Origin of the sequence: Streptomyces sp. NPDC057565, from assembly GCF_042801455.1 — a bacterium.
GTDB lineage: Bacteria > Actinomycetota > Actinomycetes > Streptomycetales > Streptomycetaceae > Streptomyces > Streptomyces yanii.
Genome location: NZ_JBHVFU010000006.1, coordinates 308,537 through 323,783 on the forward strand (window position 1 = coordinate 308,537; position 15,247 = coordinate 323,783).

At 69.9% G+C, this 15,247-nt stretch carries 14 protein-coding genes; 12 read left to right on the forward strand and 2 right to left on the reverse strand.

The features are described from left to right. The first annotated feature begins 6 nt into the window (after positions 1 to 6). From ACFU8W_RS15930 to ACFU8W_RS15945, 4 genes are read left to right on the forward strand one after another with little or no spacing between them, the layout of a single operon-like run. Positions 7 to 930 (forward strand): ABC transporter permease, encoded by a 924-nt coding sequence (locus ACFU8W_RS15930; RefSeq protein ID WP_345510553.1) that lies wholly within the window; start codon positions 7 to 9, stop codon positions 928 to 930. After that, the gene (locus ACFU8W_RS15935) at positions 923 to 1,897 is read left to right on the forward strand and encodes an ABC transporter permease (RefSeq protein WP_345510552.1); all 975 of its coding nucleotides are present in this window, start codon (positions 923 to 925) and stop codon (positions 1,895 to 1,897) included. Before ACFU8W_RS15930 ends, ACFU8W_RS15935 begins: the two co-directional genes overlap by 8 nt. A gap of 13 nt (positions 1,898 to 1,910) precedes the next feature. Continuing rightward, positions 1,911 to 2,888, forward strand: a complete 978-nt coding sequence (locus tag ACFU8W_RS15940; protein ID WP_384036848.1) for an ABC transporter ATP-binding protein — start codon at positions 1,911 to 1,913, stop codon at positions 2,886 to 2,888. After that, positions 2,878 to 4,080 (forward strand): ABC transporter ATP-binding protein, encoded by a 1,203-nt coding sequence (locus tag ACFU8W_RS15945; RefSeq protein WP_384036851.1) that lies wholly within the window; start codon positions 2,878 to 2,880, stop codon positions 4,078 to 4,080. The genes ACFU8W_RS15940 and ACFU8W_RS15945 overlap by 11 nt, the downstream gene beginning before the upstream one ends. Positions 4,081 to 4,323: 243 nt before the next feature. On the opposite strand, the gene ACFU8W_RS15950 is transcribed toward ACFU8W_RS15945, so the two are convergent. After that, a complete protein-coding gene (locus ACFU8W_RS15950) occupies positions 4,324 to 6,459 on the reverse strand; it encodes an alpha/beta fold hydrolase (RefSeq protein ID WP_384036854.1) in 2,136 nt (711 codons plus the stop codon). A 204-nt stretch (positions 6,460 to 6,663) separates the two neighbouring features. On the opposite strand from ACFU8W_RS15950, the gene ACFU8W_RS15955 reads away from it, so the two are divergent. The 8 genes from ACFU8W_RS15955 to ACFU8W_RS15990 all read left to right on the forward strand — a co-directional run bounded on the left by ACFU8W_RS15955 (position 6,664) and on the right by ACFU8W_RS15990 (position 14,260). Next, complete coding sequence (locus ACFU8W_RS15955; RefSeq protein ID WP_345510548.1) at positions 6,664 to 6,858, forward strand: hypothetical protein; 195 nt, start codon at positions 6,664 to 6,666, stop codon at positions 6,856 to 6,858. Positions 6,859 to 6,978: 120 nt separating this feature from the next. After that, positions 6,979 to 7,926 carry an N-acetyl-1-D-myo-inositol-2-amino-2-deoxy-alpha-D-glucopyranoside deacetylase gene (gene mshB, locus ACFU8W_RS15960; RefSeq protein WP_384036859.1) on the forward strand — a complete coding sequence of 316 codons (948 nt, stop codon included), beginning with the start codon at positions 6,979 to 6,981 and terminating at the stop codon, positions 7,924 to 7,926. Then, complete coding sequence (locus ACFU8W_RS15965; RefSeq protein ID WP_384036862.1) at positions 7,923 to 8,369, forward strand: DUF6113 family protein; 447 nt, start codon at positions 7,923 to 7,925, stop codon at positions 8,367 to 8,369. The genes mshB and ACFU8W_RS15965 overlap by 4 nt, the downstream gene beginning before the upstream one ends. A 175-nt stretch (positions 8,370 to 8,544) precedes the next feature. Then, positions 8,545 to 10,650: a hypothetical protein gene (locus ACFU8W_RS15970; protein WP_384036865.1), complete on the forward strand. Its 2,106-nt coding sequence runs from the start codon at positions 8,545 to 8,547 to the stop codon at positions 10,648 to 10,650. 139 nt (positions 10,651 to 10,789) lie between these two features. Then, positions 10,790 to 11,728, forward strand: coding sequence for an ABC transporter ATP-binding protein (locus ACFU8W_RS15975; protein WP_384036868.1), 939 nt, complete (start codon positions 10,790 to 10,792; stop codon positions 11,726 to 11,728). Next, a complete protein-coding gene (locus ACFU8W_RS15980) occupies positions 11,722 to 12,477 on the forward strand; it encodes an ABC transporter permease (protein WP_345510544.1) in 756 nt (251 codons plus the stop codon). The genes ACFU8W_RS15975 and ACFU8W_RS15980 overlap by 7 nt, the downstream gene beginning before the upstream one ends. Next, positions 12,474 to 13,652, forward strand: coding sequence for a sensor histidine kinase (locus ACFU8W_RS15985; RefSeq protein WP_384036871.1), 1,179 nt, complete (start codon positions 12,474 to 12,476; stop codon positions 13,650 to 13,652). The genes ACFU8W_RS15980 and ACFU8W_RS15985 overlap by 4 nt, the downstream gene beginning before the upstream one ends. Beyond that, complete coding sequence (locus ACFU8W_RS15990) at positions 13,649 to 14,260, forward strand: response regulator (RefSeq protein ID WP_384036874.1); 612 nt, start codon at positions 13,649 to 13,651, stop codon at positions 14,258 to 14,260. The genes ACFU8W_RS15985 and ACFU8W_RS15990 overlap by 4 nt, the downstream gene beginning before the upstream one ends. A 114-nt stretch (positions 14,261 to 14,374) precedes the next feature. Here ACFU8W_RS15990 and ACFU8W_RS15995 read toward each other — a convergent pair whose 3' ends face one another. Then, a complete protein-coding gene (locus ACFU8W_RS15995) occupies positions 14,375 to 15,109 on the reverse strand; it encodes a class F sortase (RefSeq protein WP_384036877.1) in 735 nt (244 codons plus the stop codon). Between the last annotated feature and the right edge of the window lie 138 nt (positions 15,110 to 15,247).

Sequence of the window (15,247 nt, forward strand, 5' to 3'; positions counted from 1 at the left end):
CCCCTCATGGGACGGTATGTGATCCGGCGGCTGCTGCAGATGATCCCGGTCTTCTTCGGCACCACGCTGTTGATCTTCCTCATGGTGAACGTGATGGGTGACCCCATTGCGGGTCTCTGCGGCGAGCGCCAGTGCGATCCTGCGACCGCCGCCCAACTCCGCAAGGAATTCGGCCTCGATAAGCCGGTCTGGCAGCAGTACCTCACCTACATGGGCAATGTCTTCACCGGCGACTTCGGCACCGCGTTCAACGGCCAGAAGGTCACCGAGCTGATGGCCACCGCCTTCCCCATCACCATTCGGCTCACCGTCATCGCGATCGTCTTCGAAGTCGTCATCGGCATCAGCCTCGGCGTCGTCACCGGTCTGCGCCGCGGCCGGCCCGTCGACACCACCGTGCTGATCCTGACCCTGGTCGTCATCTCCGTCCCGACCTTCGTCACCGGTCTGCTGCTCCAGCTCCTCCTCGGCGTGAAATGGGGGATCATCGATCCGTCCGTCTCCTCGGAGGCGCCGTTCGACGAACTCCTCGTCCCTGGGCTCGTCCTCGCCTCGGTCTCCCTGGCGTACGTCACCCGGCTCACCCGGACCTCGATCGCCGAGAACGCCCGCGCCGACTACGTCCGTACCGCCGTAGCCAAGGGCCTCCCCAGGCGCCGGGTCGTCATCCGGCATCTGCTGCGCAACTCTCTGATCCCCGTCGTCACCTTCATCGGTACGGACGTGGGCGCCCTGATGGGCGGGGCGATCGTCACCGAGCGCATCTTCAACATCCACGGTGTCGGCTACCAGCTCTACCAGGGCATTCTGCGCCAGAACTCCCAGACCGTCGTCGGGTTCGTCACCATCCTGGTCCTGGTCTTCCTGGCGGCGAACCTGGTCGTCGACCTGCTGTACGCCGTACTCGACCCGAGGATCCGCTATGCCTGAGCAGACCCCGGACGAAGCGATCTCTGCGGGAGGAGCGGGTGCGGGCATGGACCTCGCCATCGAGGAAGGGGAGACCCTGGAGAAGACCCCGGGCGGCCCCGAAGGGACCGGGCCGGCGGAGAAACCCCGCAGTCTCTGGTCCGACGCCTGGCGCGACCTGCGCCGCAACCCGGTCTTCATCATCTCCGCCCTGATCATCCTCTTCCTGGTGATCATCTCGATCTGGCCGTCGCTGATCACGAACCAGGACCCGCTCAACTGCGACCTGGGCAAGGCTCAGGAGGGCTCACAGCCCGGCCACCCGTTCGGCTTCGACGGACAGGGCTGCGACGTCTACACCCGTACGGTCTACGGGGCCAGGGCCTCGGTCACCGTAGGTGTCTGCGCCACCCTCGGAGTCTCGCTCCTCGGCGGCATCCTGGGCGGTTTCGCCGGCTTCTTCGGCGGCTGGTGGGACTCGGTCCTCTCCCGTCTCACCGACGTGTTCTTCGGCATCCCGGTCGTCCTCGGCGGCCTGGTCTTCCTCTCCGTGGTGCCGGGCTCCACCGTCTGGCCGGTGATCGGCTTCATCGTTCTGCTGGGCTGGCCGCAGATCGCCCGTATCGCACGCGGCTCGGTCATCACCGCCAAACAGAACGACTACGTCCAGGCGGCCCGAGCGCTCGGCGCCTCCAACTCCAGGATCATGCTCCGCCACATCGCCCCCAACGCGGTCGCCCCCGTGATCGTCGTCGCGACCATCGCCCTCGGTACGTACATCTCTCTGGAGGCGACCCTCTCGTTCCTCGGCGTCGGCCTGAAACCGCCGGCCGTCTCCTGGGGCATCGACATCTCCGCAGCGGCCAACTACATCCGCAACGCCCCGCACATGCTGCTCTGGCCGGCCGGAGCGCTGGCGATCACCGTGCTCGCCTTCATCATGCTCGGCGACGCGGTGCGCGACGCCCTCGACCCCAAGCTGCGCTGAGGAGCCCGTTGCCATGTTGCTCGAAGTGCGCGATCTGCACGTGGAGTTCCACACCCGGGACGGGGTGGCCAAGGCCGTCAACGGGGTCAACTACTCGGTGGCCGAGGGCGAGACGCTCGCCGTGCTCGGCGAGTCCGGGTCGGGCAAGTCGGTCACCGCGCAGGCGATCATGGGGATCCTCGACATGCCGCCCGGGAGGATCAGCGGCGGCGAGATCATCTTCAAGGGCCGCGATCTGCTGACACTGAAGGCGGAGGAGCGACGGCAGGTCCGCGGTCAGCAGATGGCCATGATCTTCCAGGACGCCCTGTCCTCCCTCAACCCGGTGCTCAGCGTGGGGGAACAGCTCGGCGAGATGTTCGTGGTGCACCGAGGGATGTCCCGTAAGGACGCCAGGCTGAAGGCCATCGAACTGATGGACCGGGTCCGCATCCCCGCTGCGAAGGACCGGGTCGGGAACTACCCGCACCAGTTCTCCGGCGGCATGCGCCAGCGCATCATGATCGCCATGGCGCTGGCGCTGGAACCGTCGCTGATCATCGCGGACGAGCCCACCACCGCCCTCGATGTGACCGTCCAGGCCCAGGTGATGGACCTTCTCGCCGAGCTCCAGCGCGAGCTCAACATGGGCCTCATCCTGATCACCCACGATCTGGGCGTGGTCGCCGATGTGGCCGACTACATCGCCGTGATGTACGCGGGCCGGATCGTCGAGTCGGCCCCCGTCCACGAGATCTACAGGGCGCCCGCCCACCCGTACACCAAGGGTCTGCTCCAGTCGATTCCGCGGCTGGGCCAGAAGGGCCAGGAGCTGTACGCCATCAAGGGACTGCCGCCCAACCTGCTGCGCATCCCGCCCGGTTGTGCCTTCAACCCGCGCTGCCCGATGGCCCAGGAGATCTGCCGCGGCGAGGTGCCGCCGCTGTTCGAGGTGGCCGAACACCGCGAGAGCGCCTGCTACTTCTGGAAGGAGACGCTCGATGCGCGCTGAACAGGGGAGCATTCGCGCGGGCGGCGAACCCATTCTGGAGGTCATCGACCTCGTCAAGCACTACCCGTTGACCCAGGGCATCCTGTTCAAGAAGCAGGTCGGTGCGGTCAAGGCGGTCGACGGTGTCTCGTTCGAGCTGGCCGCGGGCGAGACCCTCGGCATCGTGGGGGAGTCCGGCTGCGGCAAGTCGACCGTCGCCAAGATGCTCGTCCATCTGGAACAGCCGACGTCCGGCGCGATCAAGTACAAGGGCGAGGACATCACCAAGCTGTCCGGACGTGGGCTGAAGGCCGTACGGCGCAACATCCAGATGGTGTTCCAGGACCCGTACACCTCGCTCAATCCGCGGATGACGGTCGGCGACATCATCGGGGAGCCGTACGAGATCCACCCCGAGGTCGCGCCCAAGGGCGAGCGGCGGCGCAAGGTGCAGGACCTGCTCGATGTCGTGGGTCTCAACCCGGAGTACATCAACCGCTATCCGCACCAGTTCTCCGGCGGTCAGCGTCAGCGCATCGGCATCGCCCGTGGGCTGGCCCTCAACCCCGAGATCATCGTCGCCGACGAACCGGTCTCGGCCCTCGACGTCTCCGTACAGGCCCAGGTCATCAACCTGCTCGACCGGCTGCAGGCGGAGTTCAACCTGAGTTACGTCTTCATCGCGCACGACCTGTCGATCGTCCGGCACATTTCCGACCGGGTCGGCGTGATGTATCTGGGCAGGCTCGCCGAGATCGGTACGGACGAGCAGATCTACGATCACCCCACGCACCCGTACACACAGGCCCTGCTGTCCGCGGTGCCGGTGCCGGACCCGATGGCGCGCGAGTACCGCGAGCGGATCATCCTGCACGGCGACGTGCCGTCCCCGGCCAACCCGCCGTCGGGCTGCCGCTTCCGCACCCGCTGCTGGAAGGCGCAGGAGCGGTGCGAACTGGAGGTGCCGCTGCTCGCGGTCCCGGCGGCCTTCCGGCTGACGGACACCGCGGCCGCACACGATTCGGCATGCCACTTCGCGGAGGAGAAGCAGGTGGTGCCACCGGAACGGCTGCTGGAGGCGCCGGAGACGGAGCCGGTGGAGCCCGGGGCGCCGGAGGAGCCGGGCGGGCCCGGTGAACCGGCTGCACCCGACGACGCCGCGGGCAAGGGCGACGGGCCGGCACCCCCGTCCGGAGGCGCGCACGCCGACTGACGGCCGCCGGGAACGCGACCGCGGATTCGTTAACGCACGGGCAACTTGACCGTCGCACGTCCGATATACGAACGCATCACCATGGACAACGTACGGCCGTGCGGGTGCCGTGGACCGGTCGGGGGGCTGTCATGTCCCTCCGGCCGGTTACCCGGTTCAACAGGACCCGGCCGGCCGGCAGAAGCCGTCGAGGGCCTCCCCCGGCCCTTGAGGCCCGGGGGAGACCGAGGACGGAGCGCCCGACTAGGCCCTGTCCAGCCCCAGCGCCCGCTTCAGGAAGTCCACCTGCAACAGGAGCAGATTCTCCGCAACCTGCTCCTGCGGAGTCATGTGCGTGACCCCGCTCAGCGGCAGTACCTCATGCGGCCGCCCGGCCGAGAGCAGCGCCGACGACAGTCGCAGCGAGTGCGCGACCACCACGTTGTCGTCCACCAGCCCGTGGATGATCATCATCGGTCGGACCTGGTCCGCGGCCTCGGACAGCCCCTCGTCGGTGAGAAGCGAGTTGTACGCGTACACCTCGGGCTGCTCGGCCGGATCGCCGAGATAGCGCTCGGTGTAGTGCGTGTCGTACAGCCGCAGGTCCGTCACCGGCGCGCCCACCACTGCCGCATGGAAGACGTCCGGCCGCCGGAGCGCGGCCATGGCTGCCAGGTATCCGCCGTACGACCAGCCACGGATCGCCACCTTGGTGAGATCCAGCGGGAACCTTTCGGCGAGTGCGTGCAGCGCGTCCACCTGGTCGTCGAGGCTGAGGGCGAAATTGTTCTTGACCGCCTTCTCCCAGCCGGGTGAGCGCCCCGGTGCGCCCCGGCCGTCCGCGACGACGACCGCGAAGCCCTGATCGGCGAACCACTGCGACGTCAGGTGCGGATTGTGGGCGGCAAGGACCCGTCGCCCGTGCGGTCCACCGTACGGATCCATCAGGACCGGAAGCGGACCATCTGATTCCTGATAGTCGGTGGGGAGCAGCACGGCGCACGGAATCCGCTGTGCGCCCCCCTCGGTGAACTGCACCCGGGCCGTCAGAACCGGCTCCTCCGCGTGGTTCGCGATCGTCGCGACCTGCTTGCCGCTCCGGAGCACCCGCACCTCCGTGCCGGGCCGCTCCGGCGACGCCGAGACCAGCACCGTCACCTCGCCCGCCCGGACCGCGGAGTGCACCCCCGCCCCCTCGGAGACCCGCTCCACGCCCAGCTCGTTGACCCGGTAGACATGGCTCTGCCCGATCTCCGGCTCCGCCGCGTCCTCGCCCGCCGAAGCCGATACGAGGACGTCCGACTCGCCGATGTCCAGCACTGCCTGGATCTGCAACTGCGCCCCGGTCAGCGGCCGGTCGCCGACCGAGAGGACCCGCGCCCCGCCCTCGTCCACGATCCGCACGAGCCGCCCGTCCGGCGCCCACGCCGGCACCCCGGGGAACAGGTCCAGCCACACCGGGTCCTCGTCGACGTGAACCGTCCGCGTCGCACCGCTCTCCGTGTCCACCGCGAGGAAGAGCTGACTGCGCTGGTCACGGGCCTGCACCAGGATCAGCGGGGCGCCGTCCGACGACCAGTGCACCTGTGCCAGATACGGATACCGGCCCCGGTCCCACACCACTTCGGTACGGGCCCCGTCCAGGTCCGTCACCAGGAGCCGCACCTCCGCGTTGGGCGTCCCCGCCGCCGGGTACGCGACCTCGGTGGGCTTGCGGTCCGGATGCGCCGGGTCGGCGATCCACCACCGCTTCACCGCACTGTCGTCGACCCTTGCGACCAGCAGCCGGTCCGACTCGGGCGACCACCAGAAGCCGCGCGAGCGGTGCATCTCCTCGGCCGCGATGAACTCCGCGAGACCGTACGAGATGTGCGCGTCCTCGGGCTCCGCGAGCGCCCGGTCCCCGTCACCCTCCGCCCCCACGACGCGCAGTGCGCCCTTCGACACGTAAGCGACATGGCGTCCGTCGGGCGACGGACGCGGGTCCAGTACCGGGCCCGGTACCGGCAGCGCGCGGGCCGTCCCGGCCCGCAGCTCGGCAACGTACACCTTCCCGGAGAGCGCGAACGCCGCCAACTCGGCCGCGGAGTCGACCGCATAGCCGACGATCCCCGCAGACCCCTCGCGGCTGCGCTCGCGCCGCGCCCGCTCCTGCGGGGACAGCTTCTCCGCCGAACCGCCCAGCAGCGCCTCGGGGTCGGCGACGAGCCGCTCCTTCGGCGTGGAACCGTCCGCCAGGTCCAGCACCCACAGCCGGTTGGTCCGGTCCGTGCCGGAGGCCGACCGCAGGAAGATCACCCGCTCCCCGTCCGGAGAGACGGTGAACGCCCGCGGAGCGCCGAGGGTGAACCGCTGTGTTCTGGCGTGCTGACGGGGAAACGAGAGCTTCTGCGAGGTCATACCCCCGAACCCTAGGGCCTGATCGGAGTGAGAAACGCGGAACGGGACACAGCGCCCGACCGTCCGGTCGTGCGCCCCTCGTGCTGCTGTGCCCCGATCAATGCGGTGGCACGGATAGTTATGATCCGTAGCGCTCGGTGGGTATGAACCTGCCGGCTCCATGTGTGCTGCCCGTCCCGACCGTACTGATGGAGGTGAACCGCCGTGGCACTCTCGATTTCGGCGGTGGTGCTGCTGGCGATCGTCGTCTTCCTGCTGATCCGGAGATCCGGACTGAAGGGCGGACATGCGGTGGTCTGCATGTTGCTCGGTTTCTATCTCGCGAGTTCGTCCATCGCACCCACCATCTCGGAGCTGACCACGAATGTGGCCGGCATGATCGGCGACATCAAGTTCTGATCCGGTTCCTGTCCTTCGGGTCATGCCGGGCTCGCGGGGGGTCCGGCACGCGCAGCTGCGACTGGTCCCGGCCCCCTCCGTGGTCGGCCCCCGGGCCAGTCGGCTCGTAGGGTGGGTCCCATGACGGACCTTCCTGCCCGTCGTCTGCTCCTGGTGCATGCGCACCCCGACGACGAGTCGATCAACAACGGCGCCACCATGGCCCTGTACGCGGCCCAGGGCGCCCGGGTCACTCTGGTGACCTGCACGCGCGGCGAGGAGGGCGAGGTCATCCCGCCCGAACTCGCCCATCTCGTAGCCGATCGGGACGACACCCTCGGTGACCATCGCATCGGTGAACTCGCTGCCGCGATGAAGGAGCTCGGGGTCACCGACCACCGTTTCCTCGGCGGCCCCGGGCGGTTCCGCGATTCCGGAATGATGGGTGCCGAGCAGAATCACCGCCCCGGCGCCTTCTGGAACACGGACGTGGACGAGGCCGCCGGGTACCTCGTGGAGGTGATCCGCTCGGTACGCCCCCAGGTCCTCGTCACCTACGACCCCGACGGCGGGTACGGGCACCCCGACCACATCCAGGCGCACCGCGTCGCGATGCGCGCCGCGGACCTGGCAGCCGACCCGGCGTACCGCAGCGGACTCGGTGCCCCGCACACCATCGACAAGATCTACTGGAATCGGGTGCCGCGCTCCGTCGCCGAGCAGGCCTTCGCACGGCTGCGCTCGACGGCCCCCGACGCCTTCCCGGGGATCGCCGCGATCGACGACGTACCGGGTGTGGTGAACGACACCCGGATCACCGCGGAGATCGACGGCGCCGCCCACGCGGCGGCCAAGACGGCGGCGATGCGGGCACACCGCACCCAGATCGCCGTGGACGGTCCGTTCTTCGCCCTCTCGAACGATCTGGGGCAGCCCGTCTTCACCACCGAGTACTACGAGTTGGTACGGGGAACGTCCGGAGCGCCCGCGGGTGCACGGGAACACGATCTCTTCACGGGCGTACCGGGCGTACCGGGCGTATCGGGTACGGAGAACGTGCCGGGGGCTGAGTCGGGAGCACGGTCATGAGCGGCGGCAAGCAGCGCCGGCCCCGAAGCGACGCTCCGCCCCGGGAGCCCGTGCCCACCGGTCTTGCCGCACCCCTGAACCCGGGCCGCATCGGGGCCTACCTGGGCCTCGCGGTCCTCGGTGCGCTTGTCGGGCTCGCGGGAGCATTCGTCCAAGCCGCCTGGTTCCCGGGCGGTTTGCTGCTCGCACTGGTGGCCTGCGCCGGACTGTTCTACGGGGGCCGCATCCTCATCGGGACCCAGATCGGCGCCCTCGCGCCCGCCGCGGGCTGGCTGATTTCGGTCATCGTTCTGCTCGGCGGACGGCCGGAGGGCGACTACGTCTTCGGCGACGAACTGGGGCTCATCCTCTTCATGCTGGGGGGGATGGCCGTCGCTGTGATGTGTGCCACCATGTCGCGGTCGCCCCAACAAGGCGCCGACAACGGCCGACCTGGCAAGTAATGTGCCACGTCCGATCCCGTAATGCACCCCCTCCGTCGGGGAGGCGCACCGTCGTTTCCTCCGGTCGCGGGGTGTCTGTCGGTGGCGGCCAGTATGGTGGTTCGCGCGCCGAGCCGTCCCCTGGCCTGCGGCACGGGGGAAGTACGGGCGGCGGAGCCAATCGGGAGAACCTGCTTTGAGTCGTGAAACTGACAGTTCGTCCACCGGCCCCCAGGGGCGCGGGGGAGCCGCGTATCCCTCGGGTACGCCGCCGTACGGATCACGCCAGTATCCGTCGCTGCACCCTTCGCAGGACGCCCCGGAGGAGACCCCGGAGCCTGCGGATTCGCCTCTGTCCGAAGAGCCGAAGACCGAGACGACACTGACGACGCGTATCCGGATCAACATCCCCGGCTCGCGGCCCATCCCGCCGGTCGTGATGCGTACGCCGATGGGCGATGCCGACGCGGACGCCACGCGTGAGCGCACGGGCAGCACACCGCGCCCGGGCGCACCCGAGTCCGGCGGTGCGCCGGGCGGACCGGGCGCATCGGGCGGACCGGCCACCGAAGCGAGAGACGGCTCCGCGACCGCGGAGCCGAGCGCCGAGAAGCCGGCCAGGGAGAAGAGCGGCAGCGACTGGTTCGCTCCGCGCAAGGCACCGACGAACACGTCGGTGGTCGACGCCGCAGCCGGGCCGGCCGGCAACGCTGCTGCCGGATCCGCCGGCGCGGGCGGGGGTGCCGGATCCGGTGCACCCACCCCGCCGCGCGCCGATCTGCCGTACTTCTCGGACGGCTCGCAGCGCACCGGCGACCAGGGCGCACCCCGCCCGGGCGACGACTCCGCGGCCCCGGGCGGGCCGCGTGCCACGCCGAATCTCGGTGTGCGTACACCGGGCCCGTCCGGCCCGACGACCGGCCCGGTCACCGGCACCTCGTCCCTGACTCCCCGCCTCGGCGGGCCGGGCGGCCCCGGCCCCGGCCCGGCGGGTCCGGGTGCAGGCCAGGCGCGTCCCGGCGGACCGTCCGCTCCCGGCGCCCCCGGTGGCGTACCCCCGCGGATGTCCGACGACACGGCCGTCCTCACGCCGCAGTTCACACCGCCCGGCCCCGGCGGCCACGTCTCGGGGGACACGCTCAACAGCGGTATCCCTGTCGTCCCGCCGGAGCACCGCTCGCCGTCCGCCCCGTCCCTGTTCCCGAACGCGGGCGGCCCCGCGGGTCCCGGTCCGCGTGCCGACCTGCCGCCCCGAGGCCCGAACGACCCGATGGGCAGCGGACCGGCAGGACCGGGCGGCCCCGCCGCCCAGGCGTCCGCCCCCGCCCGTACTGCCCCGGCCCCGGCGAAGAAGAAGGGCCGCTCGAAGCCGGTCCTGCTCGGTGCGGGCATCGTCGTCCTGGCCGGTGTCGCGTACGGCGCGGGACTGTTGATGAACCACTCCGAGGTCCCCAAGGGCACCACCGTCCTCGGCGTCGACATCGGCGGCGGCACGAAGGAGCAGGCCGTCGCCAAGCTGGACGAGGCTCTCGGGGAGCGCGCCAAGACCCCCCTCCAGCTCTCGGTCGACGGCAAGAACGAGAAGCTCGCCCCGGAGAAGGCCGGTCTCGCGCTGGACAGCGTGGAGACCGTGCGCGGCGCCGCGGGCAGCGACTACAACCCGGTCTCGGTGATCGGCTCCCTCTTCGGGGCCGAGCGCAAGGCCGACCCGGTGATCCCGGTCGACGAGGAGAAGCTCGGGGTCGCGCTGACGGACCTGGCGGGCGTGTCCGGCTCCGCCAACGACGGCACGATCAAGTTCGAGCCGGGCAAGGCCGTCGCGGTCCCCGGCAAGGCGGGCAAGGCGCTGGACGTCAACAGGTCGTTGATCTCGGTACGGGACGCGTACCGTGCCCAGGTGCAGACGGGCAAGGCGGCCACGGTCCAACTGCCGGTCACCACCCGCCAGCCCACCATTGCCCAGGCCGAACTGGACCGGGCGATGAAGGACTTCGCGAAGCCCGCGATGTCCGGCCTGATCACGATCAAGGCAGGGCCCAAGCAGATCCAGTTCGGACCGGCGAAGTCGCTGCCCCAGATCCTCTCCATGAAGGCGGTCGACGGCCGGCTGGTCGAGGTCTACAACAAGACCGCGATCGACACCCTCTGTGACGGCGTCTTCGACGGCATCATGATCACCAAGGGCGACGGCAAGAAGCACCAGCTCAGTGCGGACGACGTGGCACACGCCATGCAGACCGCGCTGCTCGGCAAAACCCCCACCGAGCGCACCGCCACCATCGCCCTCGACGGCAACGGATAGCATCACCGAAGCACGGATCCCGATGACGCCGCCCCCTGTTCCGGGGGGCGGCGTCATGCGTGGGGCATGACATCTGTCATCCCCGATTCACGACCCGTGACCCTGCCGGGCGGCCACCCCACTCCGCCAGCCTGGACGCATGACGACGACAGCCACCGAAGCCACCACCGCGCACGCCGCAGTGGTCAGCTTCGACCAGGTCAGCAAGGCGTACGGAGACGTACGCGCCGTCGACGGGCTCACCCTCGACCTGCACCCCGGCGAGACCGTGGCGCTTCTCGGCCCCAACGGCGCCGGCAAGTCCTCCACTCTCGACCTGCTCCTCGGCCTGCGCACCGCGGACTCCGGCACGGTCCGGCTCTTCGGCGCTTCCCCGCAGGAGGCGATCGCCAAGGGCCGGGTCGGCGCGATGCTGCAGACCGGCGGCCTGATGGAGGACGTCACCGTGGAGGAGATCGTCCGGCTCGTCTGCGATCTGCACCCGCGGTCGTACCCGGTCGGCGACGTGCTGGCCCGTGCGGGCATCGCGTCGATCGCCGACCGGATGGTCAACAAACTCTCCGGCGGCCAGGAGCAGCGCGTACGGTTCGCGCTCGCCACCGCCGGGGCCAATGACCTGATCGTCCTCGACGAGCCGACCACCGGCATGGACGTCACCGCGCGCCAGGCGTTCTGGGCCACCATGCGGGAACAGGCCGAGCAGGGCCGTACCGTCCTGTTCGCCACCCACTACCTCGAAGAGGCCGACGCGATCGCCGACCGCGTCCTCGTCCTCCACAAGGGGCGGCTCCTCGCCGACGGCACCGCAGCCGAGATCAAGGCGAGGGCCGGAGCCCGCCGGATCTCGTTCGAACTCGAGAGCGCGGTCGACGAAGCGGCCCTGCGCGGCCTGCCGTTCCTCTCCACGCTCGACATCAGCGGCAACCGGGTCCGTATCCAGTCGCACAACGCCGACGCGACCGTCCACGCGGTCTACGCACTCGGCCTCTACCCGCGCGAACTCGAAGTCGCAGGACTCGGCCTGGAACAGGCCTTCGTCGCCATCACCGAGGCCGAGGAGGCCAGGACCGCATGCTGAACTTCTTCTCGTGGGCACTCATCAGGCTCGAAGTGACCCGCACCCTGCGGAACAAGAAGTTCATGTTCTTCTCGGTCATCTACCCGTCGGTGATCTACCTGCTGATCTCCGGAACCCGGAACACCACCGACAGGGTTCCGCACACCGACCTGACCCTGCAGGCCTTCTTCATGGTGTCGATGGCCTCCTTCGGCGCTCTGACCGCCGTCCTCATGGGCAACAGCGAGCGCATCGCCAAGGAACGCGAGAAGGGCTGGGTCCGCCAGCTGCGCCTCACCCCGCTGCCCAGCCGCGGCTACGTCCTGGCGAAGATCGCCAGTGCCGCGATGGTCACCCTGCCGTGCATCGTGGTCGTGTTCCTGGTCGCCGCCGTGGTCAAGCACGTACGGATGGAGACCTGGCAGTGGTTCGCGCTGATCGGGGTCATCTGGGCCGGATCGCTGGTCTTCGCGGCGCTCGGCGTCGCCATCGGCTACATCGCCAGCGGGGACGCGGTCCGCCCGATCACCATGATCATCTACTTTGGGCTGTCGATCCTCGGCGGCCTGTGGATGCCGAGTGCGACCTTCCCGCAGTGGCTCCAGAACATCTCCGAGTGGCTGCCGACCCACGCGTACGCTTCACTCGGCCAGGCGGTCGAGATGGGCGGCTCGCCACACGCCAAGGACGTCGCCATCCTCTGCGTCTACTTCCTGCTCTTCGCGGGCGGCGCGGCCTGGCTCTACCGGAAGGACACCCTGAAGGCGTGAACGACGACGAGACGTTCGTGGGGATCGGGCGCCCGCCGACCGACCGCCGTCAGGTGGGCGTCAAGCTGCTCTGGATCGGCATCTGGCTCGCGTTCATGAGCGCCCCGGTCAAGGACCTCATCGACGGCAACCACACCCCGTGGGCCACCGGGCTGGGAGCTCTCGGCCTGCTGGTCTTCGTCGGGACATACCTGGTCCTGGTCTTCCGCCACACCTCGAAGGCGCTGGACCGCCGCCGGGTCGGGGCGGCGATCACCTTCCTCGGCGCGCTGGCAGCCGTCCTCTCCCTGACGCTGGGCACCCCGTGGCTGGTCCTCTTCGTGTACGTCTCCGTCACCGTCGGGGCCACCCTGCCCCTGAGGACCGCCGGCTGGCTGATCCCCGTCGTCACCGCCGTACTCGTCGGCATCGGCCTGACCGGTGACCACCCGCGTGAGGTCATCACCGCCCTGGTCTTCCCCGCCCTGCTCGGTGGGTTCGCCATGACCGGCGTACGGCAGATGATCCGTACGACGATCGAGCTGCGCGAGGCCCGCGCCACCGTCGCCCAGCTCGCCGCCAACGAGGAGCGGCTGCGGCTCGCCCGCGATCTGCACGACCTGCTCGGCCACTCCCTCTCCCTGATCACACTCAAGAGCGAGCTGGCGGGGCGGATGCTCCCCGACCACCCCGAGCAGGCGGCGCTCCAGGTCGCCGACATCGAACAGGTCAGCCGCCAGGCGCTGGTGGACGTCCGCAGCGCGGTCACCGGCTACCGGCGGCCCACGCTCCCCGGCGAGCTGGCCGGGGCCCGTACCGCACTCGTCGCCGCGGGCATCGTCGCCGACATCCCGACGGACGCCCCCGCCGAGCTGCCCGAGAAGCCGGAGGAGGTCCTCGCCTGGGCGCTGCGGGAAGCCGTCACCAATGTCGTACGCCACAGCGGTGCCCGCCGCTGCGCGGTCACGCTCACCCCCCGCCAGACGCTCGACGGCCGGGTCCTCGAACTCACGGTGGCGGACGACGGCCGGGGGGGCTCCGGAACGAAGGCGGGCAACGGCCTCACCGGCATCAGCGAACGACTCGCCACGATCGATGGCACGTTGACCACCCGGGCCACCGACTCCGTTTCCGGTAAAGGCTTCACCCTCACCCTCAGTGTTCCACTCGGATCCGGCCTAGGATCCGGTGAATGAGCATGATCAGACTCCTCCTTGCCGAGGACCAGTCCATGGTGCGCGAGGCCCTTGCGGCGCTGCTCGGTCTGGAACCCGACATCGAGGTGGTGGCCCAGGTCGCCCGTGGTGACGAGGTCCTCGCGGCGGCCCGCGAGAATGCCGTCGACGTCGCCCTCCTCGACATCGAGATGCCGGGCATGACCGGCATCGAAGCGGCGGGCGTGCTGCGCCAGGAACTCCCGGCCGTGAAGGTCGTCGTCGTCACGACCTTCGGCCGCCCCGGCTATCTGCGCCGGGCGATGGAGTCGGGCGCGGACGCGTTCCTGGTGAAGGACGCCCCGGCGTCCCAGCTCGCGGAAGCGGTACGGAAGGTGCTCGCCGGCGAACGCGTCATCGATCCGACCCTGGCGGCCGCCGCGCTCGCCGACGGCGCGAGCCCACTGACCGAGCGCGAACGCGACGTGCTGCGCACGGCGGCCGACGGCTCCACCAACGCGGAGATCGCCACAGCGCTCCATCTCTCGCAGGGCACGGTCCGCAACTACCTGTCCACGGCGATCCAGAAGACGACGGCACGCAACCGGGCGGAAGCGGTGCGGATCGCGAGCGAGAAGGGCTGGTTGTAGGGCCGGCCCCAGGGGCGCGGCAGCCTCGGCATCGCCCTGACCTGGAGAAATCGCGGAACGGACGGAGAACGTCAGCTGAGGCGCAGCCAAGGGCTGTCCCGCAGTTCAGGTGGTTCAGGCGCGCGTCGCCTTGTCGAGATGGGCGAACACCACCACGTTGTCCTTGTAGTCCTTGGCCTTCCTGTCGTAGTTGCCGCCGCACGTGATCAGGCGGAGCTGGGCGGACGGGGTGTCGGCGTACACCCGCTTGTCGGGGAAGTTCGCCTTGCTGAAGGTCTCCACCGAATCGACCTTGAACGAGGCGACGCTGCCGTCCGCCCTCGTGATGTCGACCTTGGCGCCCGGTTTCAGGAACTGGAGCTGCAGGAACACCGCCGGGCCGGTCGTCGTATCGACGTGGCCTGCGACGATGGACGCGCCGCGCTCACCGGGCGTCGCGCCGTCCTTGAACCAGCCCACCAGATTCTTGTCGTTGGGGGGCGGGGCGTTGAGCTGTCCGGTAGGGCCGATGGACAGGGGGGTGAAGGGGGCGTCGACGGCGATCGTCGGGATCCGGAGCCGCTTGGGCTTGGAAGCGGGCATGGCCAGGCCCTGGGGAGAAGCGGAGGCCGAGGGGGTGGTGGGGGCTGGGGGAGCGGGTGCGGGGGCCGCGGGAACGTCGGGCCCGGGGACGGCGGGTGCGAGCACCGCGGGGGTGGTCAACGGCTTGTTGTCGTCCGAGACGCCGAGGGAGTTGTAGATCAGGAGCAGGCCCAGCCCTGCCGCTGCTGCGGGCCAGAGAAGGGCGCGGCCGATGGCGGGGGAGCCGGGCCGGGAGGGGGTGGAGTCGGACGACTGCGGGGCGGCCATGGAAGCGTGCCTTTCTTCTGTCCTTCTTCTGTGTGGCATCGGTCAGTTGGTGCTCGGCCAGTCAGCGGAACCGGGGAAACGCAGCCGCCGCGACCGCCACCCCGGGGGACGGCGACCGCGACAGCTGCGCGAGATCAG